The organism is Streptomyces sp. NPDC054883 (assembly GCF_053610645.1).
The window spans coordinates 105261-127571 of record NZ_JBSGYT010000013.1; the positions used below are offsets into that span (position 1 = coordinate 105261).

21 protein-coding genes, 1 tRNA gene and 1 pseudogene are annotated in these 22311 nt (G+C 71.6%); 16 read left to right on the top strand and 7 right to left on the bottom strand.

All coding sequences use genetic code 11. The features are described from left to right. Positions 1-49: 49 nt before the first annotated feature. Together ACWGH1_RS12755 and ACWGH1_RS12760 are read right to left on the bottom strand one after the other, a co-directional pair. Positions 50-763 (bottom strand): YcnI family copper-binding membrane protein, encoded by a 714-nt coding sequence (locus ACWGH1_RS12755; protein WP_453355702.1) that lies wholly within the window; start codon positions 761-763, stop codon positions 50-52. Positions 764-872: 109 nt separating this feature from the next. Continuing rightward, positions 873-1661: a hypothetical protein gene (locus ACWGH1_RS12760; protein WP_453355701.1), complete on the bottom strand. Its 789-nt coding sequence runs from the start codon at positions 1659-1661 to the stop codon at positions 873-875. A 264-nt stretch (positions 1662-1925) separates the two neighbouring features. On the opposite strand from ACWGH1_RS12760, the gene ACWGH1_RS12765 reads away from it, so the two are divergent. Further along, positions 1926-2408 carry an ATP-binding protein gene (locus ACWGH1_RS12765; protein WP_453408671.1) on the top strand — a complete coding sequence of 161 codons (483 nt, stop codon included), beginning with the start codon at positions 1926-1928 and terminating at the stop codon, positions 2406-2408. Between the two features lie 98 nt (positions 2409-2506). Here the strand turns inward: ACWGH1_RS12765 and ACWGH1_RS12770 are convergent, their stop codons facing one another. Continuing rightward, the gene (locus ACWGH1_RS12770; protein ID WP_453352371.1) at positions 2507-3973 is read right to left on the bottom strand and encodes an aminopeptidase P family protein; all 1467 of its coding nucleotides are present in this window, start codon (positions 3971-3973) and stop codon (positions 2507-2509) included. Between the two features lie 91 nt (positions 3974-4064). Further along, on the bottom strand, positions 4065-5630 hold the full coding sequence (locus ACWGH1_RS12775; protein ID WP_453352372.1) for a PP2C family protein-serine/threonine phosphatase: 1566 nt from the start codon (positions 5628-5630) through the stop codon (positions 4065-4067). A gap of 405 nt (positions 5631-6035) precedes the next feature. Between ACWGH1_RS12775 and ACWGH1_RS12780 the strand changes: the two genes are divergently transcribed. Together ACWGH1_RS12780 and ACWGH1_RS12785 are read left to right on the top strand one after the other, a co-directional pair. Next, on the top strand, positions 6036-6752 hold the full coding sequence (locus tag ACWGH1_RS12780; protein ID WP_453352373.1) for a bifunctional DNA primase/polymerase: 717 nt from the start codon (positions 6036-6038) through the stop codon (positions 6750-6752). Between the two features lie 108 nt (positions 6753-6860). Further along, on the top strand, positions 6861-7421 hold the full coding sequence (locus ACWGH1_RS12785) for a hypothetical protein (RefSeq protein WP_453352374.1): 561 nt from the start codon (positions 6861-6863) through the stop codon (positions 7419-7421). A gap of 182 nt (positions 7422-7603) precedes the next feature. Here ACWGH1_RS12785 and ACWGH1_RS12790 read toward each other — a convergent pair whose 3' ends face one another. The 3 genes from ACWGH1_RS12790 to ACWGH1_RS12800 form a co-directional block, all read right to left on the bottom strand. Then, positions 7604-8578: a DUF5926 family protein gene (locus ACWGH1_RS12790; protein WP_453352375.1), complete on the bottom strand. Its 975-nt coding sequence runs from the start codon at positions 8576-8578 to the stop codon at positions 7604-7606. Positions 8579-8766: 188 nt separating this feature from the next. After that, positions 8767-9369, bottom strand: coding sequence for an ATP-binding protein (locus ACWGH1_RS12795; RefSeq protein ID WP_453352376.1), 603 nt, complete (start codon positions 9367-9369; stop codon positions 8767-8769). An 85-nt stretch (positions 9370-9454) separates the two neighbouring features. Further along, a complete protein-coding gene (locus ACWGH1_RS12800; RefSeq protein ID WP_453352377.1) occupies positions 9455-10255 on the bottom strand; it encodes a glycerophosphodiester phosphodiesterase in 801 nt (266 codons plus the stop codon). 233 nt (positions 10256-10488) lie between these two features. Here ACWGH1_RS12800 and ACWGH1_RS12805 point away from each other — a divergent pair, with 233 nt between their 5' ends. The 13 genes and pseudogenes from ACWGH1_RS12805 to ACWGH1_RS12865 all read left to right on the top strand — a co-directional run bounded on the left by ACWGH1_RS12805 (position 10489) and on the right by ACWGH1_RS12865 (position 22272). After that, a complete protein-coding gene (locus ACWGH1_RS12805; protein ID WP_453352378.1) occupies positions 10489-12045 on the top strand; it encodes a S1C family serine protease in 1557 nt (518 codons plus the stop codon). Positions 12046-12159: 114 nt separating this feature from the next. Next, the gene (locus ACWGH1_RS12810; protein WP_453352379.1) at positions 12160-13065 is read left to right on the top strand and encodes a LysR substrate-binding domain-containing protein; all 906 of its coding nucleotides are present in this window, start codon (positions 12160-12162) and stop codon (positions 13063-13065) included. 100 nt (positions 13066-13165) lie between these two features. After that, positions 13166-13720, top strand: a complete 555-nt coding sequence (locus tag ACWGH1_RS12815; RefSeq protein ID WP_453352380.1) for a cysteine dioxygenase — start codon at positions 13166-13168, stop codon at positions 13718-13720. Continuing rightward, positions 13720-14811, top strand: a complete 1092-nt coding sequence (locus ACWGH1_RS12820; RefSeq protein WP_453352381.1) for a YeiH family protein — start codon at positions 13720-13722, stop codon at positions 14809-14811. The genes ACWGH1_RS12815 and ACWGH1_RS12820 overlap by 1 nt, the downstream gene beginning before the upstream one ends. A gap of 171 nt (positions 14812-14982) precedes the next feature. Beyond that, positions 14983-15945 (top strand): trypsin-like serine peptidase, encoded by a 963-nt coding sequence (locus tag ACWGH1_RS12825; protein WP_453352382.1) that lies wholly within the window; start codon positions 14983-14985, stop codon positions 15943-15945. 45 nt (positions 15946-15990) lie between these two features. Continuing rightward, positions 15991-16078, top strand: a tRNA-Ser gene (locus ACWGH1_RS12830). Positions 16079-16322: 244 nt separating this feature from the next. Further along, positions 16323-16742: a DUF6344 domain-containing protein gene (locus ACWGH1_RS12835; RefSeq protein ID WP_453353054.1), complete on the top strand. Its 420-nt coding sequence runs from the start codon at positions 16323-16325 to the stop codon at positions 16740-16742. A gap of 326 nt (positions 16743-17068) precedes the next feature. Continuing rightward, positions 17069-17350 (top strand): annotated as a pseudogene (locus ACWGH1_RS12840) (hypothetical protein); the annotation flags it as partial. A 174-nt stretch (positions 17351-17524) separates the two neighbouring features. Further along, positions 17525-18685: an acyl-CoA dehydrogenase family protein gene (locus ACWGH1_RS12845; RefSeq protein WP_453353053.1), complete on the top strand. Its 1161-nt coding sequence runs from the start codon at positions 17525-17527 to the stop codon at positions 18683-18685. Continuing rightward, positions 18682-19617: a bifunctional MaoC family dehydratase N-terminal/OB-fold nucleic acid binding domain-containing protein gene (locus ACWGH1_RS12850; RefSeq protein ID WP_453353052.1), complete on the top strand. Its 936-nt coding sequence runs from the start codon at positions 18682-18684 to the stop codon at positions 19615-19617. Before ACWGH1_RS12845 ends, ACWGH1_RS12850 begins: the two co-directional genes overlap by 4 nt. Then, the gene (locus tag ACWGH1_RS12855; protein ID WP_453353051.1) at positions 19617-20714 is read left to right on the top strand and encodes an acyl-CoA dehydrogenase family protein; all 1098 of its coding nucleotides are present in this window, start codon (positions 19617-19619) and stop codon (positions 20712-20714) included. Before ACWGH1_RS12850 ends, ACWGH1_RS12855 begins: the two co-directional genes overlap by 1 nt. After that, entirely contained in the window at positions 20711-21109 is a 399-nt protein-coding gene (locus ACWGH1_RS12860; protein ID WP_453353050.1) for a MaoC family dehydratase, read from the top strand. Before ACWGH1_RS12855 ends, ACWGH1_RS12860 begins: the two co-directional genes overlap by 4 nt. After that, the gene (locus ACWGH1_RS12865; protein ID WP_453353049.1) at positions 21106-22272 is read left to right on the top strand and encodes a lipid-transfer protein; all 1167 of its coding nucleotides are present in this window, start codon (positions 21106-21108) and stop codon (positions 22270-22272) included. The genes ACWGH1_RS12860 and ACWGH1_RS12865 overlap by 4 nt, the downstream gene beginning before the upstream one ends. The last annotated feature ends 39 nt before the right edge of the window (positions 22273-22311 follow it).

Consider the following 22311-nt stretch of genomic DNA (forward strand, 5'->3'; position numbering starts at 1 on the left):
TCGGGGTTTCGGATGGTCTCTCAATGACAGAGCCCGCGGGGCCCGTCGGTCAGGAGGCGCGGCGACGCGAGACGAAGCCGAAGGCGACGCCACCGAGGCCCAGCACGATGCCGGCGATGCCGAGGGCGCGCGCGGTCGTGTCGGAGCCGCTCGCGGCGGCCTCGGCGTGGCCGTCCTCGTGGCCCTTGGCGTCGTCGGTCTTCTTCGCATCGTCGTCGTGGTGATCGTCCGCGGCCGCGGCAGCGGTCAGCTTGAGGACGGGCGCCGGGTTCTGCGGCTCGGCAGCTCCCGCCTTGGTCTCCTCGATCCAGCGCACGACCTCGTTGTTGTCGTAGGTCTGGATCGCCTTGAAGACCATCTGGTCCGCGTTGTCGGGCAGCTTGCCGATGGAGACGGGGAACTGCTGGAACTTGCCGGGCTCGATCTTGCCGCCGCTCCAGGTCACCTTGGTGACGGCCTCGTTGACCTGCTTGCCGTGCACGGTCAGCGGCTTGTCGAGCTTGCTCTTCTCGACGCTCACGGTCCAGCCGGGGATGTCCTGCGGCATGACGGAGGTGAGCGGCTGGTCGACCGGGAAGTTGACCTCCAGCTGCGTGGTCGACGCGTTGTCGCGCTCGTTCGGGACCTTGAAGTTGATCACCGCGTAGCCGCCCTTGGCGGCCTCGCCCGGCTGGACGCCGACGTGGGCGAAGGCGGGACCGGAGAGGACGAGGACGGCGCCGGCGGCGAGGGCGGCGGCGAAGGAGACACGAGAGGTCTTCATGGCAGGAACACTCCACGGGAAACAGGGGTGACATGGCTCCGCGTGCGGGCGCGCGCGGGGTTCACGGCACCGGTGCTCCCCTGATGTCGCGGGTAGTGGAGGTGCCGTGTCAGGCTGCGAGGGTGAGCACCGTCGGCGGCCCGCGCCTGATCACCGTGTGCTGGAGCGCTCCACGACCGGTGGAGACTTCGGACGACGCCTCGCCCCGGGGAGCCCGCGCCACCCGCTCCGGGGCGCCGGGCAGCCCGGACACGAGGGCTCGTACCAGCGTCAGGGCCGTACGCAGCGGACGTACCGGATCCGCCTCGGTGGACAGCCGGGACAGCTCGACGAGCCGGAACAGCGCGGCGTCGCCGCGCCCGAGCAGCCAGCCGCCGGCGAGCGCGGCCAACAGGTGGCCGAGCAGCATGGCGGGGCTGAACAGAGCGGTCTGCGGGGCGTGGGCCATGTGCGCGTGGGCCAGGTGCCCTTGCGCAGCCATGGCGGCCGGGTCCAGCCCGGCGGTCTCCAGGATCAGCCGGGCGTCTTCCGGACTCGGCGGCACGGAGTTGCCCCCGCAGATCAGCTGCGCGGCGAGTGCGGCGAGCGAGGAGTCCGAGGAGGCGGTGTCGACCGGCGCCGCGGCGCCGTGCTGACCGAGGCCGAACACCGCGTGCAGGGTCAGCTGTCCGGCTGCGAGCGAGGCGGCGATGCCGGGCAGCGAACGCCGACGTCCTGCCAGCGGCGCGGTGACCGCGAAGAGGGCGAGGAAGCCGAGGCCGAGGGCCCACCACGGCACGGCGGCGCAGGACGCCAGGGCGTGCCCGACCGCGGACAACACGACGCAGACCGCGGTGAACACCGCGGCCCGTATCGTCCGGAGGCCCGCTCCGGCATGCGTCGCGTGGGGGGCAGTCATGGCCGGCCCATCATCGCACTGCCCCCGGGACCGCCATACGGCAGGTCCGGAACATCCCATCCGTCCCCACGGGAGCCCGAGCGGGGTTCGAGCGCGCCCCTTCAAGCGGTGCCCGGCCCGGCCGGCTGCCCGGACTGCCCGCGGACCGCCTGCTGCCCGCGAACGGGCGCATACACCGGCACTCGCAGAGCCGCATCGGCCGAATGAGGGCTCCGGCAGCCGCCGGGGGCTTACGGGTGACCGAGGGCGGCAATAGGTAACCGTATGAGCATCTGGTGGTCTCTCCACTTGAGGCGCGACGCCGCGAGCGTGCCGCTCGCCAGGCGACTGCTGCTCGGGACGATGGAGACCGCGGGGGTGGACCCGGACATCTGTTTCGACCTGTCGGTGGCGCTGAGCGAGGCGTGCGCGAACGCGGTCGAGCACGGCGGGCCGGTGGCCGGCCCGTCCTGCGCCGGGAAGCCCGACCCCGCGCTCTGCGCCGAGTACCGCGTCACGGCCTATCTGGACGGCGACCACTGCCGCATCGAGGTGACCGATTCGGGGCCGGGCTTCCCGGCCTCGACGGTCGCCGGGCACAGACCCCGGCCCGCGGGGCCGTCGGAGAAGGAGCACGGCCGGGGCCTGGGACTGATCGCCGAACTCTCCGACCACGTCCGCTTCCGCAACCGGCCGGGCCGGGGCGCGGTGGTCAGCTTCGACAAGGTCCTCAAGTGGCGCGAGGGCGCACTGCTCGGCGTCTCGTAGCCGCGTCCCCCCTGCCGGGGCGGGGACCCGAAGGCCCCCGGTACGCCGGTGGGCGGGCCCCAACCGGGACCCGCCCATCGGCGCGGTGCGACGGCCGATCAGCCCTTGAGGCGCGCCATCCACGCCTCGACCTCGGCCGATGCGCGGGGCAGGCCGGCCGACATGTTCCGGTTGCCGTCCTCGGTGACGAGGATGTCGTCCTCGATCCGCACGCCGATGCCGCGGTACTCCTCCGGCACGGTCAGGTCGTCGGCCTGGAAGTACAGGCCGGGCTCGACGGTCAGGCACATGCCCGGCTCCAGCGTGCCGTCGACGTACGCCTCGGTCCGCGCGGCGGCGCAGTCGTGGACGTCCATGCCGAGCATGTGGCCGGTGCCGTGCAGCGTCCAGCGGCGCTGGAGGCCGAGCTCCAGCACCCGCTCGACCGGCCCCTCCACCAGGCCCCACTCGACGAGCTTCTCCGCCAGCACGCGCTGCGAGGCGTCGTGGAAGTCGCGGAACTTGGCGCCCGGCTTCACGGCGGCGATGCCGGCTTCCTGGGACTCGTAGACCGCGTCGTAGATCTTGCGCTGGATGTCGGTGTACGTGCCGTTGATCGGCAGGGTGCGCGTGACGTCGGCGGTGTAGAGGGAGTGGGTCTCCACGCCGGCGTCGAGCAGCAGCAGGTCACCGGAGCGCACGTCGCCGTCGTTGCGGACCCAGTGCAGGGTGCAGGCGTGCGGACCGGCGGCGCAGATGGAGCCGTAGCCGACGTCGTTGCCCTCGACGCGGGCGCGCAGGAAGAAGGTGCCCTCGATGTAGCGCTCGGAGGTGGCCTCGGCCTTGTCGAGGACCTTCACCACGTCCTCGAAGCCGCGGACGGTGGAGTCGACGGCCTTCTGCAGCTCACCGATCTCGAAGTCGTCCTTCACGGCGCGGGCCTCGGAGAGGTAGACGCGCAGTTCCTCGTCGCGCTCGGCGGTGACCTTGTCGGTCAGCGCCTTCTCGATGACGGTGTCGTGGCCCCGCAGGAAGCGGACCGGGCCGGTGGCCTCGGCCAGAGCCTCGGGCAGCTCGCGCACGTCCTTGGCGGGCAGACCGAGGAGCTGCTCGGCCTCGGCGAGGGAGTGGCGGCGGCCGACCCACAGCTCGCCCTGGCCGGACAGCCAGAACTCGCCGTTCTCGCGGTCGGAGCGCGGCAGCAGGTAGACGGTGGCGGTGTGGCCGCTCTCGCCCGTGGGCTCCAGCACCAGGACGCCGTTCTCGGCCTGGTCGCCCGTGAGGTACGCGTACTCGGTCGACGCCCGGAAGGGGTACTCGGTGTCGTTCGAGCGGATCTTCAGCCGGCCCGCGGGGACGACCAGCCGCTCGCCGGGGAAGCGTGCGGACAGGGCGGCCCGGCGCGCGGCGGTGTGCGAGGCCTGGGCGATCGGCTCCAGCCCGCGCAGCTCGGTGTCGGCCCAGCCGGTACGCATGTTCTCCGCGAGTTCCTCGCTGACGCCCGGGTACAGCGCGTTCTTGCGCTGCTTGTGCTTCTTCTGGGGCTGCTCTTCTTCCGGGGTCTCCGGGGTGAGCTCGTCAGCCACGTCTTCTCCTCAGCTACGACAGAACGGACCGGGTGTGGACCTCATCCATCGTATGGGTGAGCGGAAGACCCGTGTCGGGCCATGTGACAAATCAGTCAAATCGGGCCGCGAGCAGCACGATGTCCTCGGCCGGGTCCGCACCGGCGGCGCCGCTCGCCGGGCCCCCGTCCCGTGGGGGGAACACCGTGCGCAGGATGTGGTCGCAGATCGCCGCCGGGTCGTCCCGGGCGCTGCGCGGAACCCCGGCGGCCGCGGCGTGCAGCCGCGCGTAGGCCCGGTCCATGGGGTCGCCGGTACGCCGCAGCAGCCCGTCGGTGTAGAGCAGCACCGTTTCTCCGGGAGCGGGTTCGAACTCAACGCTCGGCGCCTCCCAGCAGGCCAGCATTCCCAGGGGCGCGGAGAGGGAGGTCTCCACGTACTCGGTGCGCCGCTCGCCGATGAGCAGCGGCGGGGCATGACCGGCGCCGGCCAGGATCATCTTGCGGGAGGCCGGCTCGCAGTAGGCGAACAGGGCCGTTGCCGAGCGCGCGGGCTCGGTCAGCCGCAGCAGGAGTTCGAGGTCGGACAGGACGGCGACGGGGTCCTCGCCCTCCATGACCGCGTACGCGCGCAGCGAGGCCCGCATGCGCCCCATCGCCGCGACCGCGCTCGGCCCCGAACCGCTGACGGAGCCGACGGCCAGCCCCATGGCACCCTCGGGCAGCGGCAGCGCGTCGTACCAGTCACCGCCGCCGCGCGGGCCGGTGTGGTGCCGGGCGGCGAGCTGTACCCCGGCGATCCGGGGCAGCCGGCTGGGCAGCAGTTCCTCGGCGACGGTGGCGAGCCGGGAGCGGGAGCGTTCCACCTCCATCATCCGTGCGAGGTGCTCGGCGGCATGGCGGACGTAGAGCCCGGCCAGGTCGCGTTGGCGTTCGCTCGGTTCGGCCTGCTCGTCGTAGAGCCAGACGGCCGCGCCCAGCCGGCCGGTCGCCTCCGCGGCCAGGGGCAGCGCGTAGCTGGCGGCGTAGCCCAGCCGGGCGGCGACCTCGCGGTGGCGGGGGTCGACGGGAGCGCCGAGCGCGCCCGACCCGGCCGTGGCACCGGGTTCCGGGAGCACGTCGCAGCCGCCCTGGGCGTCCGGTAGCCCGTCGAGGATGCGGCCGTACGAGGTGGCGCTGCGGGGCACCGTTTCGATGTGGCCGAGGTCCGCCCGCCCGAGCCCGAGGCCGATGGTGGTGGCCGGACCGAGCCCGTCGGAGGGCTCCAGGACCACCAGGCCGCGCCGGGCCCCGACGAGCGCCGCGCCGGCACGCACGAATTCACGCAAGGAGGCGTCGAGATCGACCGCCCGTGCGAGGCGTTCGGTCAGTTCGTGGAGGGTGGTCAGGTCGGAGACCATGCCCGCCAGCCGGTCCTGGATGACGGTGCTCGCGGCAGGCGGCACGGTCGGGACGGGGGCGGCGGTACGTGCGGCAGCGGCCGAGGTGGGCGCCGCAGTGTGCGGTGACGCGGTAACTGCCGGATCGATTCCAGCCACTTTCGGCAGATGCGAGGCGCTCATGGCGTCCGCCTTTCCACCTGGTGCGATTCGCCATATAGCATCGCAAACCCCCAGATCGTGCTGCGCCGCCATCAATGGATCCACATCTACACGCACACGAGGAGCGATGTCCAGCATTGCCCGGCTGGGAATCCTGGTGTCCGCAGAGCCGCAACTCGCTGTCCGGCCAAGGCTAAAACTTGGCCGGAAAAAGCCGGAACCGGACGGTTTTTGCGATCGACTGAGCGGGCGTCCCAGCGGGTCCGGGTACGTAAACGGTGATGCCCGGGGTCAGTTGACGCCTCCCGGCATCTGCCGGGAACCGCCCGGCTCGTGCCGTCGTCCTTAGCGGCGGCAGCCGGTCTCGGCATCCGGCGGTGTTGCGCTCGGCCCCGCCGTACGTTGGATGGACCCGTAAGAAAACTGCACGAACCGTGTGAACCTGCTCCGGCGGACGGTGACGCGAAACGTGTACGTGTGGTGAAACACCGACTACGTGGTGTGATGTGGCCCTCGGCGTTCAACGGAAAGGAACGAGCGCTCATGCGCGAGATCCTCGGAAGGCGTCTCCAGCGGCTCCGCGATTGCTTGAAATCCCGTTTCCCGACCTCTCCCGCCGCCCGGAACCCGGACGGCGACGCCGCTTCCCTGCTCGACGCGGCCCTGACCTGCGCGACCGTATGGCGGTGGCCCGTACTGCCCGGCGTGGGCCGGGCCGGCGCCGACAGTGCCCGCTGCGCCTGCCCCGACCCCGACTGCGTGGTGCCCGGCGCGCACCCCTTCGACCCGGGCCTGCTCGCGGCGACCACCGACCCGCGGATGGTGGGCTGGTGGTGGGCCAGGCGGCCGGCCGCCCCGGTCCTCATGGCCACCGGTGGCGCTGCGCCGTGCGCGGTCAGCCTCCCCGCCGTCGCGGCCGCGCGTGCCGTCGTACGGCTGGACGCGCAGGGCATGAGGCTGGGCCCGATCGTCGCGTCGCCCACCCGCTGGTCCCTCCTGGTGGCGCCGTACTCGCTGGAGCGGCTCGGCGAACTCCTCTACGCCAAGGACCACGTGCCGTCCTCCCTGCGCTTCCACGGTGAGGGCGGCTACCTGCTGCTGCCGCCCTCCCCGGCGTCCGGTGGCGGGCAGGTCCACTGGGAGCGGGAGCCGTCGACCGGGCCGGAGGGCCTCTGGCTGCCCGAGGTCGAGGAGCTCGTCCACGCGTTGGTGGAGGCGAGCAGCGGGGCGCCCGGAGGCGGAAGCCGGCTCGCATACTGAGGCCGCACGCCTGCCCTATCACTCTTACGGGTGTCGGCGAGTGCGGTTTACAGGGGAATTGGGCGCGGGGATCTCCGCGCCCCATTCCGGCATCGCTATCTTCGGCGAATGAATCTCCGCCTGATCGGTATCGGTGCCGGTGTGCTGATCATCTTGTCGCTTCCGCTTGCAGGAGCGATCGCCGGGCCGGATTTCGCCGGTCAGGGCGACGGAAAGGCGGGCGGGCTGCTCTCGTCGCTCGGCCTTTCCGACCCTTCCCGCACGTCGGACAAGGCGCGGGCCGCTGACCGCCCGGCTCAACCGGGTCCGCCGGAGCAGCCGCGTACGGATGCGCGGTGCGGTCCGGAACTCACCTCGCCGCACGGCCTGGAGGCCCAGACCTGCGTCCTGGTGAGCGAGGGCAGCACCTGGGGCCGCAGCTACTACCGCAACACCAGCGGCCGCGCGCTGGACGCCGTGCTGACCGTGATGGGGCCTGCGGGGCGCACGGTGCAGATCCGCTGCGCGGTGGGCGCGGGGGACGAGCCGGGTCTGTGCGAGACGCCGAGGGAGGCATCGGCTGGCGCGGCGAACGGCTACTCGGCCGTAACGGAGTTTGCAGTTCCGGATGATGAAGGTGCACTGCTACTGCGGTCCGGGAGCAACACACCGGCACCGAACGGCGGTTGAGCACCACCGGAAATGAAGGGCCCGGTCGCTGGCGACGGGGGATGCACCAGCGACCGGGCTACAAGAACGGTAACAAGAGATCGCCTGTACGCAAATTCGATCTCTGATATTCAGACACCGATTTGCAGGCGATTAGCGGGAGTTGTGACCCCGGTCACCGGACCCGCGGGGGTGCGCCGGGGTCAGCTGAGCGTCACCTGACGGTTGGTGAGGCCACCGCGCGCCCGGCGCTCCTCGGGGGTCAGCGGGGCGGTCGTCGCCAGGGCTGCTGCCAGGCGCTCCGCGAGCTCTGCGGCGGGCTTCTCCACGTCGTCCGCGGAGACCCCGGTGGGCAGGTCCCACACGGGGACCATCAGACCGTGGGCGCGGAACGACCCGACGAGCTTGGTGCCCTCGCCGAGCGAGGAGGTACCGGCCGCGTGCAGCCGCGCCAGGGCGTCGAGCAGCTTCTCCTCGGGGTGCGGCATGACCCATCGCAGGTGGTTCTTCTCCGGGGTCTCGCACCAGTAGGCGGCGTCCACGCCGGTCAGCTTGACCGTCGGGATGGCGGCGGCGTTGGCGCGTTCCAGCGAGGCGGCGACCTCCGGGGAGGCGTTCTGAGCGCTCTCCGCATCCGGAATCCAGAATTCGAAGCCACTGTGCACAACCGGCTCGAAAACGCCGTCGGTGTCCAGGAGATCCTGAAGTCGGGGACCCTCGGCCGGAACCCGGCGCGCCGGAACCGGAGATCCCGGCTCCGCCGTCAGTGCGCGCTCCAGGGTGTCCGCCATGTCCCGGGCGAGGTCCCCGGTGGTCGAGTCGTTCTGGAGGCCGAGCAGGACGGAACCGTCCTCGCGGCGCAGGGCCGGCCACGCCATCGGCAGTACGGTGACCAGCGTGACGGACGGGACGCCCTCGGGCAGGCCGTCCTTGAGGGCCAGCGGCACGGTGGCCGCGGGGACGAGCTCGCGCAGCGCCACCCAGTCGCATTCACCGGGCAGGCCCTCGAACGGGCGCTGTACGTGCTCGGTGACGGCGTGCGCGGCCGCGGCGCCGTGGCAGGCCTTGTAGCGGCGCCCGGATCCGCAGGGACAGGGCTCGCGGGCGCCCACCACCGGGATTTCCCCGTTGTGGAGCTGCGGCTTCGCGGTCTTCGCGGCGGGGCGCTTCTTTGCCATCGTGGGTGTCTCCCGGTTGCGGCGGTACGGCGGGTTCTGGGCGCGAGCCTAGCCGTTGGTACCGCCGGAACCGGTGGGGTGCGGCCGGGAGCACGGTCGGCGTGCGCTCCCGGACGGCAGCCGGCTGCCTCTACGGATCCCGCGACCCGTTTCCGGGGCCCCCGCGGTAACCCGTTCGCGGCCCCTCGTCAGGTGTCGAGGTCGTCGAAGGCCGTGATGAAGTCGATCGCCGGGGATGCGACGCGCGTAGCGAAATCCTCGTGCCGGGTCCCACAGGCGACGATCACCCACACGGTGACCTCACCCGCCGCTCCGTCCCGGACACCCCAGTCCTGGGCCAAGGCGCTGATGATGTTCAGCCCCCGGCCGCCCCGCGCGGTGACCGAGGGTGTGGACGGGATCGGCCGGGTGGGCCCGCCGCCGTCCGTGACCTCGACCGTCAGTCGCCCCGACTTGTCGACGCCCCATGCGGCGCGTATCTCCCCGTCCCCTACTTCCCGCGCGCCCAGTGGCCGGCCGTGTCGGCAAGCGTTGCTGAGCAGTTCGGAAAGGATCAGAACGGCGTCGTCCACGACCGATTCGGACACCCCGCTGATCCGCAGCTCTCTGCGCATCCGGTGCCTCGCCTCGCCCACGCCCGCAGGACCATGGCGTACGTCCATGCACGACGACGTGGGCACTTCCTGTGCCATCACCAACGCCACCCCCGGAACCTCCTTAGCCCCACGCCATGATCTGGATGCCCCAATGGCCTGGACCGGAAACCGCCACGGACGGGCCCTCTGACGCATTCACGACGGACAGATGCGGAGCGGATGCGCCGGTGCACACCCTGTTACGGGAGGGGTGGAGGCGGCGGGTGTGCATAACGGGACGTCAGCGCCCTAGCTGTGACAGAACCTGACGGGGTCTGTTCGTGATGATCGCTTCTACCCCCAAATCAGCGCAGAGCTGAACGTCATCAGGTTCGTTTACGGTCCATACGTGTACGGGGTGGCCCGCTGCCTGGAGCCTGCGGATGTAGCCGGGGTGGTTGCGCACGATCCGCAGCCCCGGCCCGGCGATGCTCACCCCGGCCGGCAGCCGCCCGTCCCGCATCCGCGGTGAGATGAACTGCATGAGGTAGACGGTGGGGATCGTCGGAGCGGCCGCCCGTACCCGGTGCAGCGAGCGGGGGGAGAAGCTCATGACCCGGACGGGGTGCGGGCCCCCGGCGGCCGGGGCGTCCAGTCCGAAGCGCTTGAGGAGGAAGAGGAGCCGCTCTTCCACCTGTCCGGCCCAGCGGGTGGGGTGCTTCGTCTCGATCGCCAGTTGAACCGGGCGGCCGGCGTCGGAAACCAGCTCCAGCAGCCGCTCCAGGGTGAGCACGGAGGTGCGATCGGGGTCGGCGTCCCAGTCGGGCGACTCCTCGCGGTCCTTCCAGGATCCGAAGTCGAGGGCGGCGAGGTCGGCCAGTTCCAGGGCGGAGACGGCGCCGCGCCCGTTCGAGGTGCGGTTGACCCGGCGGTCGTGGACGAGCACGAGGTGGCCGTCCGCGGTGAGCCGGACATCGCATTCGAGGCCGTCGGCGCCGTCCTCGATGGCCTTCCGGTAGGCGGCCAGGGTGTGCTCGGGGGCATCCTCCGAGGCGCCGCGGTGGGCGACGACCTGAATGGGGTGCGGCGTTGCATGGGTCACCGGGTCATGGTGCCACCGAGGGGCCTCACGCGTCGGGGTGAGTACTGCTAATGCGGGTGAAATGTCGGATATAAAGAATGGACGGAGATGCACAGGTCCGGCTTACAGTGCTCTGACGGGTCATGGGAAAAGCTCTGTACTGGAACTTGTGCGGCACGTCGAACGTTCAGTCGGACCGGTATCACCAGATATCCAGCACCAGTAGCCGTGTGTGTGAACGAGGAGAGAGCGCTGTGAGCACCGAGAACGAGGGCACCGCGGCCCCGACGCCCCCCGCGGCCCCGCCCGCACCCCCTGTGCCCTTGGCCGCTTCGTCCACCCCCGAGCCCTCGTCGGCCGCCGAGCCCGGGGCCGCGCCCTTCGACGCGCCCGCGGGGCAGCCTCCGGCGCACGCGGCCGGTGCCGAGCCGACCCAGCAGCTTCCGCACACCGCTCCGGCTGCGCCGCCCGCCGCTCCGGCCTACGGCCCGCCGGCCCCGGGGGCGCAGGACCCGTACGGGCACGCCCCGCACGGTCAGGCCGCGCACGGGCAGACCCCCGCCCCTGGGGCGCACGGCGCGGAGGGCTGGCCCCCGCCGCCCCCCACCGTCCCGGCGTACAGCGCCGATGGCGGACACGGCGGCGGTACCTGGGGTGCGCCGCTGACCGCGCACGGGTCCCCGGCCCCGAAACCCAAGGGCAGGGGCGGCCTGATCGCGGCCGTGCTCGTCGCGGCCCTCCTGGCCGGCGGTGTCGGCGGTGGCGTCGGCTACTGGGCGGCGGAGCGCAACAACGACGGTTCCGTCTCGACCACGATCACCGCCAGCACGCCCAAGGACCTCAAGCGCGAGCCCGGCTCGGTCGCGGGCCTGGCGGCCGGCGCGCTCCCCAGTGTGGTCACCATCGAGGCCTCGGCCGGAGACGGCGAGGGCGGCACGGGCACCGGGTTCGTCTACGACGAAGAGGGCCACATCCTCACCAACAACCACGTCGTCGCCTCGGCGGCCAACGGCGGCAAGCTGACCGCGACCTTCTCCAACGGCAAGAAGTACGACGCCGAGGTGGTGGGCCGGGCGCAGGGCTACGACGTGGCCGTGATCAAGCTCAAGAACGCGCCGGCCGGACTCAGGCCGCTGGCGCTCGGCGACTCCGACAAGGTCGCCGTCGGAGATTCGACGATCGCGATCGGCGCTCCCTTCGGCCTGTCCAACACGGTGACCACCGGCATCATCAGCGCCAAGAGCCGCCCGGTGGCCTCCGGTGACGGCTCCGGGGGCAAGAACTCGTACATGAGCGCGCTGCAGACCGACGCCTCGATCAACCCGGGCAACTCCGGCGGCCCGCTCCTCGACGGCCACGGCGCGGTCATCGGCATCAACTCGGCGATCCAGTCCGCCGGGAACGGCAGCTTCGGCGGCGGCCAGGCCGGTTCGATCGGCCTCGGTTTCGCCATCCCGATCAACCAGGCCAAGAACGTCGCCCAGTCGCTGATCAAGACGGGCAAGCCGGTGTACCCGATCATCTCGGTCTCGGTGGACCTCCAGTCCAAGGTCGAAGGCGCCAAGATCTCCGAGCAGGGCGCTTCCGCCAACGAGCTGGTCGACCCCAACGGTCCGGCCGGCAAGGCGGGCCTCAAGCCGGGCGACGTCATCACCCAGTTCGGCGGCAAGCCGATCGACAGCGGCCCGACCCTGATCAGCGAGATCTGGACGTACAAGCCGGGCGAGACGGTGAAGCTCACCTATGTGCGCGACGGCAAGCCGAACACGGTGGACATCACGCTCGGCTCCCGGGTGGGTGACAAGCCCTGACCGAGGGGCGGCCAGGGCGGGCGCTCAACGTCCGCTGGGCAATGGCTTGATGGAGAGGGGCCGTGGGCGGGATTCCGCCTACGACCCCTCCCAACGTCCGCTTATGCTTCCTTCGTGTTCGATTCTCGGCACATACGGACATTCCACGAAGTGGTCGCCTCCGGGTCCTATTCGGCGGCCGCGCGCGTCCTGGGGTACACCCAGCCCGCGATCACCCAGCAGATGAAGGCGCTGGAACGCGCCGTCGGCACCCCGCTCTTCACCCGGGTCGGCCGGACGATGCAGCTCACCGAAGCCGGGGAGTCCCTGGCCCGGCACGCCGAATTCATCCTCGGCAGCCTCTCTGCGGCCGAAGCGCAGCTCAAGGCGTACGCCCGGTTGCGTACCGGGCGGGTGCGGGTCTGCGGGTTCCCCAGCGCCAACGTCACACTCGTCCCCGAAGCGCTCAGCGGGCTGGCGAAGGAGCATCCCGGCATCCAGGTCGAGCTGCTGGAGGGAGAACCGCCGGAGTCGCTGCGGCGGCTGCAGCGAGGTGAATGCGACATCACGCTGGCCTTCACCTACCCCGGGCTGCACGAGGAGGTCCCGGAGGAGGTCGCCGAGGTCAAGCTGCTGGAGGACCAGCTGACGGTGCTCCTGCCGACCGGACATCCACTGGCCCGGCGCCGGGCCGTCCACCTGGCCGACCTTTCCGGGGAACGGTGGATCGCCGGCTGTCCGCGCTGCCGGGCCAACCTGCTGCACGAGTGCGCGGAGCTCGGTTTCGTCCCCGACATCCGGTTCGCGACCGACGACAACCTCGTGGTGCAGAGCCTCGTCGCGCAAGGCCTGGGGGTGGCGATGATGCCCGCCCTGGTGCTCCCCTCGCTCTCGCTGACCAAGGTCTGCGGTCGGCCGCTCCAGCCGGCCGCGCGCCGCCACATCGCCGCGTACGTGTACCGGGACCACCTGCGGATCCCGGCGACGGCCGTGGTCCTGGACGAGCTGAAACGGGTGGCGGAGAACCGCATCGGATGCTGACGCCGACGCGCTACGGCCACGCGCATCCATAAACGCAGCCTGGGATTTCAGGTCGAAACTGTCGTTGGACGTGATGGATGGGCTGCCGGACGCTCCCTGTATGACCACCACCACACCGGCCCGTACGACCACGAGCATGGCCGCCCTCGTCCACGAGATCCGCGCGGTCGTGGAGCGTGGGTTCGTTCCCGACCTGACCGCCCACCTGGTCGGTGAGCGGCTCGCCCCGTACCTGCGCAGGAATGATCTGCTCACCCCCGATCAGCGCGAAGGACACGCGGACCGCTACCGGCAGCACGTGCTGCACGCCGAGCCGGACGGCAGCTTCTCGGTGGTGGCGCTGGTCTGGTTACCGGGGCAGGAGACCGCCATCCACGACCACGTCGCATGGTGCGTGGCCGGGGTCTATGAAGGAGCCGAGAGCGAGCTCCGCTACCGGCTCGCCCCGGCCACGGCGACGGCGGGCGCGCGCCTGGTGCCGACGGAGGAGGTCGTGAACGGACCGGGCGACGTCTGCGGGTTCGCCCCGCCCGGTGACATCCACAAGGTCCGCAACTCCTGTCGAACGACGGCGATATCCATCCACGTCTACGGCGCCGACGTGGCCCGCCTGGGCAGTAGCGTCCGCCGCGTCTACACGATCCCGGCCGGCTGATGGCTCTGCTGAACCGGCCCACCCACCGCCCGGTGTGGGACCGGCTGCGCCACGTTTCACGTGAAACAACGCCGACCGCTCCTGTTTCACGTGAAACCTCCCCCTCCCCGTGGCCTGGGCTGACGCTCGCCACCTTCGGTGCCTTCCTCGCATGGTGCGCGCACCTGGTGGTACCGGCCGTGCCGATGCTGACCGCGTCGGTGGTGCTGGGCATCTGCGTCGCGCATCTCCCGGTCACCAGGGCCGTCGTACGAGGGCCCGCGCGCCCGGGACTGTCTCTGGCGGGCCGCAGGCTGATGCGGATCGGCATCGTCCTGCTCGGCCTCGGTCTCGGCCTGGACCAGGTGCTCCGGCTGGGCTGGTCGACGGTGGCGATGGTGAGCGCGGTGGTCGCCGCCACTTTCTTCGGCACCTTGTGGTTGGGCCGGCGCCTGGGGTTGCCGGGGGACCAGCCGTTGTTGATCGCCACCGGGTACTCGATCTGCGGGGCCTCGGCGATCGGCGCGGTGAGCGAGGTGTCCGGCAGTGATGAGGAGGACGTGGCCTCCTCCGTCGCCCTCGTGACCCTGTGTGGAACTTTGGCCATTGCCGTACTCCCGCTCCTCCAGGGTCCTTTGGGCCTCTCCGACCTGGAGTTCGGCCGATGGGTGGGCGCGAGTGTCCATGACGTCGGCCAGGTGGTGGCCACCGCTCAGACCGCGGGACCCGCCGCACTCGGCGAGGCGGTGCTGGTCAAGCTCATGCGGGTGGCGCTCCTGGCTCCGCTCGTCGCGGCAGTGGCGTTCTCGGTACGGGCCCGGCGGCGCGGAGTGCGTACGGCCTCGGGACGGCGGCCCGCCCCGGTGCCGCTCTTCGTGGCCGGTTTCCTGCTGGCGGCCGCGGTGCGTGCCACCGGGGTACTGCCCGGCCCGGCGCTCGACTGGGCGCATACCGCCCAGGAGGCACTGCTGGCCGCCGCGCTGTTCGGCCTGGGCACCGCGGTGCACCTGCCGTCCCTGGCCAGGACCGGAGGCCGGGCGGCGGTGCTCGGCCTCGGTGCCTGGGTGGTCGTGGCCGGGGTCTCCTACGGAGGCGTACTGCTCACCGTATGAGGGTTGTGGCGAAGGAAGTTGGCCATTTCCTGGCCGGAACCGACCGAACGTTCCGACTGTGGCCTGACATCTCACGCCCGCCGTGCCACCCTGCACCCGATCCGCACCGACCACTCTTCACCCCACCCTGCCCGGTTCCGACCGGACCGGGCACGGCAGAAGGAGTCCTGCGTGAATCGACACCGCACGGTCGCATCCGTTCTTCTCGCGGCGGGCGCCCTGCTCGCCGGCGCCCTGACGGCCGCCACCCCCTCGGCCGCAGTGGAGGCCCCGTCCGCCCCGTCCTCCTTCCGGCAGCAGCAGACACCTGGCTTCTGGACCGCCGAGCGCATGCGGGCGGCCGCTCCGCTGGACGTCACGGCGGCCCCGGGATCAAGCTCCCACCGCTCGCCCTCCCCGATGAGCCGCCCCACGTCGGTCCCCACGACGCGGGCGGCGGCCTCCCCCGCCTCCTTCCCGCAGCCGGGCGGCGCCTGGACGGGCGGCGGCGCGGTCGTGAAGACCTCGGGTCGGGTGTTCTTCACCTTCAACGGCCGGACCGCTTCGTGCTCCGGCGACTCCGTCACCAGCGCCAACGGCAGCACGGTCATCACGGCCGGGCACTGCGTGAAGTACCAGGGAGCCTGGCACACCAACTGGATCTTCGTCCCGGCGTACGACAACGGCAACGCGCCGTACGGTCAGTGGTCGGCGACCAAGACCTTCGCGACCACCCAGTGGGCGGCGAGCGAGGACATGAACATGGACGTCGGCCTGGCCGTCGTCGCGCCCCTGAACGGCCAGAAGCTCAGCCAGGTCGTCGGCGCCCAGGGCATCCAGTTCAACGGTGGCTACAACAAGAAGATGTACTCGTTCGGCTTCCCCGCGGCCGCGCCCTACGACGGCACCAAGCTGGTCTACTGCAGCGCGAACACCGGCAAGGACTTCCTTCTGACCAAGGACCACAGCCTGGCCTGCAACATGACGGGCGGCTCCAGCGGCGGCCCCTGGTTCCAGGACTTCAACGAGGCCACCGGCCTCGGCACCCAGGTCTCGGTGAACAGCTTCGGCTACAACTTCCTGCCGAACACGATGTTCGGCCCGTACTTCGGCAATGAGGCCAAGGCGGCCTACGACCAGGCCCAATCCGCCTGACCGCGCCCCCACCGGCCCCCACCGCCCGGTACTCTGTACCGGCCAGGTGGGTTGCCCGAGCGGCCTAAGGGAACGGTCTTGAAAACCGTCGTGGCGCGAGTCACCGTGGGTTCAAATCCCACACCCACCGCCAGCTCAGCGAACGCGCTGATCAGAAGGGGCACCCCGGTCCGGGGTGCCCCTTCGTCGTGGGGCGGGCACGGGGAACAGCCGCAGGCGGCGTCGCTCCATGGGGAGGTCGACGGGGGGCGTTGGTCCCTTTGAGTGGTGTTTGTCGGAAGATCGGCGCGCGTGGTGGGGTTCGTGCGGTTGCGGAAACATCATGGCGAATGTATTCAGATCCGCCCTTCGGAACATCGCGAAATGAGGGACCCGTCATGGCTCTCCGCAGCACCGTCACGTCGTTCTGGACCGTCGTCCTCGCCGCGGTCGCGGCGCTCCTCGCCGCCCTCGGCTTCGGCTCGAAGGCCACTGCGGCCCACGCCCCCTCCGTGGCCGCTCCCGTGGTCCCGGCGACTCGGCGCCGGCCGGTCCCGATGGCGCGGCGGACGTGGCGGGCGATGATGCGGGGCGGCTCGCTCCCGCCCACGATCAAGCAGCGGATCCGGGCCGAGGCGCACGGCAAGACCCCTTCCGTCCGTCGCTCGACCACGGCCCTCGCCGCGGGTGGGATCGCGGGAGGCGTCGGGCAGCCGGCCACCTCTGCGACCGCTGACGGTCCCGTCCGGCAGACCGCTGCCATTGCCGCCAGGGGGCGCACCCGTGTCGTCGCGCAGCGGCTGGAGCTCGCCGCGTAGGAAGCACACGGCGGGTCGGAGCGGAACAGCGGGCGCTGGAGCCCGGCCGGTCACGGCCGAGGATCGCGCCCAGGCGCCCCGGTAGTGGGGTGCGAGGAAGTGAGCCCTGGCGGGCGCCGGGGGCGCACGGGGGGCGCGAGGCAAGGCATCGCAGGGTCGCAAGCTCGGGAGACGGCGGGGTCCCCGGACGGCGCGGCCCTTTTTGGCATGTCCGGACGCGTCAAAACGGCAAAGCGATTCTTCTCCCGTGGGGCAGGAGTGTCGGCCGTTTCAGGGATGCTGCTTTGGGGCCACAGGGCGTGAATCAGGTTTATCCGATGTCGCTCATGCTTGCGGGGATCAGTGCGCTCCGGGGTGGTTCGCCGGGGATTCGGTGGGCAACTCTGATCTCGCGGCGTCGTCACCCGCAGAACGGCCGAGGGGGTCGGCCAAATCCGTTGGTAAGAAGGCGACTTCGGCTTTCTGGAGGATCAGACATGGCAAGCATCCGTACCGCCCGCGTCATCGCCGCCGTCGCCACTCTCCCCCTCGCCGCCGCCCTGTTCGGCGGCGTGGCCGCGGCGGACAACGGCGCTTTCGCGAACGACGGATCGAATGCGAGCGTCGCCAAGCGGGACTGACTGCTCGGGGCGCCCGTGCGACCGGACCGGCTGGGGTCCGGTAGTGCGGGCGCCCCGGTGCGTCACCGCCGTCCACCGACCGCTCGTCGGCATCTTGACACCGACCAGGGATCTGACGGACAGTCAGTTTCACTCGTCGATGTGAAGCCGGGAGGCCCGCGCGTGCACCTCGCCCCGACCGGAGACCAGCTGCGGCTCCGCTCCGAACTGCGGGACTACTTCCGCGAGCTCATGCCCGACGGACTGCCCGAAGACCCGGCTGCGCAGCGGGGACTGCTGCGGCGCATCGGTGCCGACGGACTGCTCGGCCTCGGCTGGCCCGTCGGATACGGGGGCCAAGGACGCGGGGCGGACGAGCAGTTCGTGTTCTTCGACGAGGCCTACCGGGCCGGCGCCCCCGTCTCCATGGTCACCCTCAACACCGTCGGGCCGACCCTGATGAAGTACGGGACGCAGGCGCAGAAGGACCACTTCCTCCCGCGCATCCTCAAGGGCGAGCTCGTCTTCGCCATCGGCTACTCGGAGCCGGAGGCCGGCACCGACCTCGCCTCGCTGCGCACCCGCGCCGTGCGCGACGGCGGTCCCGAAGGGGACTGGCTGATCGACGGGCAGAAGATCTTCACGTCCAACGCCCAGAACGCCGACTGGATCTGGCTCGCCTGCCGCACCGATCCCCAGGCCCCCAAGCACAGGGGGATCTCGATCATCCTGGTGCCCACCGACGCCCCCGGATTCGACTGGACCCCGATCGAGACGGTCGGCGGACTCACGACCACCGCCACGTACTACGACGCGGTCCGGGTGCCCGCCGGCCACCTCGTCGGACCCGAGCACGGCGGCTGGGGACTGATCACCAACCAGCTCAACCACGAGCGCGTGGCCCTGGCCGCCATAGGCATGCAGGCCGAGGACTTCTATGAGCACGCCCTCGGGCACGCCCGGACCCCGGACCCGGTCACCGGCGAGCGTCCGGCGGACCACCCCTGGGTACGGTCCCGCCTAGCCGAGGCCCACGCACGGCTGGCCGCGGTGCGCCTGCTCAACTGGCGCCTGGTCCAGGACGTCGGCTCCGGTACCCTCGCGCCGGGCGACGCCAGCGGCGTCAAGTTCCTGGGCACCGAGTCGGCCGTCGAGGTGTACCGGATGTGCCAGGAGGCGGTGGGCGAGGAGGCCCTCGTACGCGGGCCCGCGGGTTTCGCGGGAGGCGAACTGGAGCGGATGAACCGGGCCGCCCAGATCAACACCTTCGGCGGCGGGGTCAGTGAGGTCCAGCGGGAGATCGTCGCCATGATGCGGCTCGGCATGAAGGGGAGGAAGCGATGACCGCGGACCCGGCCGTGGACGCCGACGGGGCAGCCCGGTTCCACACGCTGCTGAGAACCTTCGAAGGGCGCCCCGCCGCCTCCGGCGGGCGCGCCAAGGACGCGGTGAACGAACCGATGATCCGTCACTGGTGCGAGGCGATGGGCGACACCAACCCCGCCTACACCGGTCCGCACGCCATCGCACCGCCCACCATGCTCCAGGCCTGGACGATGGGCGGCCTCTCCGGCCACAGCGACCGCTCCTCCGCCTACGACGATCTCTTCGCGGTCCTGGACGGCGCGGGATGCACCTCGGTCGTCGCCACCGACTGTGAACAGGAGTACCTGCGCCCGCTGCGCCCGGGCGACACCGTCACCTTCGACGCCGTGATCGAGTCGGTCTCCCCGCGCAAGACGACCAAGCTGGGTACCGGTCACTTCGTGACGACCCGGATGGACGTGCGCGCGAACGGGGAGCTCGCCGGCACCCACCGCTTCCGGATCCTCAAGTACGCACCGGTCCAGCGGGCCGCGCGGGAGCGACGACCCGCTGCGCGCCGTCCGCGGCCCGTGATCAACCGGGACAACCAGGGATTCTGGGACGGGGTGCGCGAGCACAGGCTGCTCGTCCAGCGCTGCACCGCCTGCGCCACCCTCCGATTCCCCTGGCTCCCCGGCTGCCACGCCTGCGCGAGTCCCGACTGGGACACCGTCGAGGCGAGCGGGGCCGGCACGGTCTTCAGCTACGTCGTCATGCACCACCCGGCCTTCCCGGCGTTCGACCCGCCCTACGCGGTCGCGCTCGTGGAACTCGCCGAGGGAGTCCGGATCATCAGCAACATCACCGGCGTCCCCTACGACAAGGTGCGCATCGGCCTGCCCGTCCGGCTGGAGTTCCTGCGCGTGGACGAGGACCTGCAACTGCCCGTGTTCCGGGGGAGCGAGGGCTGATGGACTTCCGGCCCACCGAGGAGCAGGCCGCCGCGGCCGGCCTCGCCGCGCGCATCTTCCACGACCTCGCCACCCACGAGCGCCTCGCGGCCGCCGGCACCGGCAGTGACGCCGAACTGTGGAAGGCCCTGACCACCGCCGGGCTGACGGCCGCCGTCGAGGATGTCGGCCTGCTCGGGCTGGTGCTCCTGCTGGAGGAACAGGGCCGCACGACCGCGCAGGTGCCGTACGCCTCCACCTGCGCCTACGGGATCCTCCCCCTGGTCCGGCACGGCACTGCGGACCAGCGCGCCCGGTTGCTGGCCGCCCTCGGGACGGGCGAGGCGGTGGCCACCGGAGCCTTTCCCGCCCGGGGCAGGATCACCGCCACACCGGACGGGCTGCTCAGCGGAAGCGTCCCCGTCGTGCCCTGGCTGCGCGACGCCACGCACGTGCTGGTCCCGGACGCGGAACGGTCGCTGTGGCTCGTACGGACCGGCCTGCCGGGCGTGGACACCTCGGCGGTGGAGACCACCGCGCCGTGGGCCGCGGGCCGGCTGACGCTGACCGGCGCGCCGGCGGAACGGCTAGGGCGGGGGCCGCGGGTCTACGAGGACGTCCTCGCCGTTGCCCGTACCGCCTTCGCCGGGCTCCAGGCGGGCGTCTGCGCGGGCTCGCTGGCCCGCGCCGTGGAGTACACCTCCACCCGTGAACAGTTCGGCCGGCCGCTCTCCACCAACCAGGGGGTCATGCTCCGCGCCGCCGACGCCCACATGGACACGGAGGCGATCCGGGTCACCACGTACGAGGCGGCCTGGCGCATCGACGAGGGCCTGCCCGCGGACGGGCACGCACTGACGGCCGCCTGGTGGGCGTCGGAGGCGGGCAAGCGGGTCGTGCACGCCGGGCAGCACCTGCACGGCGGCACGGGAGCGGACCTGGACCACCCGGTACACCGCCACTTCCTGTGGGGGCGGCAGCTGGACGCCTACCTGGGCTGCGGCAGCGAGCTGCTGGCGGAGCTGGGCACGCTCCTGGCCGAGGAACCGCCGCGGGCCGCCGAGCCGCCCGTACCGCTGACCACCAGCCCTGACCACCACAGAGGGGACGACACATGAGGGTCGGTGACGCACTGCCGCCGCTGGAGATCCCGGTCACCCGCACGCTCATCGTCGCGGGCGCCATCGCCTCCCGGGACTACCAGGACGTGCACCACGACGCGGAGCTCGCGCGCGAGAAGGGCTCCCCGGACATCTTCATGAACATCCTGACCACCAATGGCCTGGTCGGCCGGTACATCACCGACCACCTCGGGCCGGCCGCCACCCTGCGCAGGGTGGCCATCCGCCTCGGTGCACCCAACTACCCCGGCGACACCATGACCCTCACCGGGACGGTCACCGCGCTCGACGGGGACACCGTCGAGATCCGGGTGGTCGGCGCCAACGGCACAGGACACCACGTCACCGGCACCGTCACGGTGTCCCTGGCGGACCGGGAGGCCGGAGAGTGAGCGTCCGTACCCGGGACGACCTGGGAGGCCGGGCGGCCATCGTCGGCATCGGCGCGACCGAGTTCTCCAAGGACTCCGGCCGCAGCGAGCTCAGGCTCGCCGTCGAAGCCGTCCACACCGCCCTCGACGACGCCGGCCTGGCCCCGGCCGATGTCGACGGCATGGTCACCTTCACGATGGACACCAGCCCTGAGATCACCGTCGCGCAGGCGGCCGGCATCGGAGACCTCTCCTTCTTCTCCCGGGTCCACTACGGTGGCGGCGCGGCCTGCGCCACCGTCCAGCAGGCCGCCCTTGCCATCGCCACCGGTGTCGCCGAGGTCGTGGTCTGCTACCGGGCCTTCAACGAGCGCTCCGGACGCCGCTTCGGCTCCGGGGTACAGCAGCGCGAGCCCTCGGCGGAAGGCGCGGCCCTCGGCTGGTCACTGCCGTGGGGACTGCTCACCCCGGCGTCCTGGGTGGCCATGGCAGCCCAGCGCTACCTGCACGCGTACCACCTGACCCCCGAAGCCTTCGGGCACGTGGCTGTCACCGGCCGTCGGTACGCCGCGAGCAACCCCGCCGCCTACTTCCACGGCAAGCCCGTCACCCTCGCCGACCACGCCGCGTCCCGCTGGATCGTCGAGCCCCTGCGGCTCCTGGACTGCTGCCAGGAGACGGACGGGGGCCAGGCCCTGATCGTCACCAGCACCGAGCGGGCCCGCACCCTGCGACAGTCGCCAGCCGTGATCACCGCCGCAGCGCAGGGCGCCGGCCGCCGGCAGGAGGCCATGACCTCCTTCTACCGGGACGACATGACCGGGCTTCCGGAGATGGACGTCGTCGCACGCCAGCTGTGGCGGACCAGCGGACTGCGGCCCTCTGACATCGACGTCGGCATCCTCTACGACCACTTCACCCCCTTCGTGCTCATGCAGCTGGAGGAGTTCGGGTTCTGCGGGCCGGGGGAGGCCGCCGACTACGTGGCCGCCGGCACGCTCCCGCTCAACACCCACGGTGGCCAGCTCGGAGAGGCGTACCTGCACGGCATGAACGGCATCGCCGAGGCCGTCCGACAGCTGCGCGGCTCCTCCGTAAACCAGGTCGCGGGCGCCGCCCACAGCCTGGTCACGGCCGGTACCGGGGTACCGACCTCCGGCCTGATCCTCAGTGCCGATGGCTGACGCGGGGCCCGGTCCCGCAGGCCGCCTCCTCCACCTTCA

Coding starts and splice junctions, on each gene's coding strand:
- ACWGH1_RS12855 (WP_453353051.1), top strand. CDS start 19,617: ATGGACTTCCGGCCCACCGAGGAGCAGGCCGCCGCGGCCGGCCTCGCC.
- ACWGH1_RS12775 (WP_453352372.1), bottom strand. CDS start 5,630: ATGCTGGACATCGCTCCTCGTGTGCGTGTAGATGTGGATCCATTGATG.
- ACWGH1_RS12780 (WP_453352373.1), top strand. CDS start 6,036: ATGCGCGAGATCCTCGGAAGGCGTCTCCAGCGGCTCCGCGATTGCTTG.
- ACWGH1_RS12765 (WP_453408671.1), top strand. CDS start 1,926: ATGAGCATCTGGTGGTCTCTCCACTTGAGGCGCGACGCCGCGAGCGTG.
- ACWGH1_RS12820 (WP_453352381.1), top strand. CDS start 13,720: ATGGCTCTGCTGAACCGGCCCACCCACCGCCCGGTGTGGGACCGGCTG.
- ACWGH1_RS12790 (WP_453352375.1), bottom strand. CDS start 8,578: ATGGCAAAGAAGCGCCCCGCCGCGAAGACCGCGAAGCCGCAGCTCCAC.
- ACWGH1_RS12760 (WP_453355701.1), bottom strand. CDS start 1,661: ATGACTGCCCCCCACGCGACGCATGCCGGAGCGGGCCTCCGGACGATA.
- ACWGH1_RS12815 (WP_453352380.1), top strand. CDS start 13,166: ATGACCACCACCACACCGGCCCGTACGACCACGAGCATGGCCGCCCTC.
- ACWGH1_RS12850 (WP_453353052.1), top strand. CDS start 18,682: ATGACCGCGGACCCGGCCGTGGACGCCGACGGGGCAGCCCGGTTCCAC.
- ACWGH1_RS12785 (WP_453352374.1), top strand. CDS start 6,861: ATGAATCTCCGCCTGATCGGTATCGGTGCCGGTGTGCTGATCATCTTG.
- ACWGH1_RS12795 (WP_453352376.1), bottom strand. CDS start 9,369: ATGCGTCAGAGGGCCCGTCCGTGGCGGTTTCCGGTCCAGGCCATTGGG.
- ACWGH1_RS12835 (WP_453353054.1), top strand. CDS start 16,323: ATGGCTCTCCGCAGCACCGTCACGTCGTTCTGGACCGTCGTCCTCGCC.
- ACWGH1_RS12755 (WP_453355702.1), bottom strand. CDS start 763: ATGAAGACCTCTCGTGTCTCCTTCGCCGCCGCCCTCGCCGCCGGCGCC.
- ACWGH1_RS12860 (WP_453353050.1), top strand. CDS start 20,711: ATGAGGGTCGGTGACGCACTGCCGCCGCTGGAGATCCCGGTCACCCGC.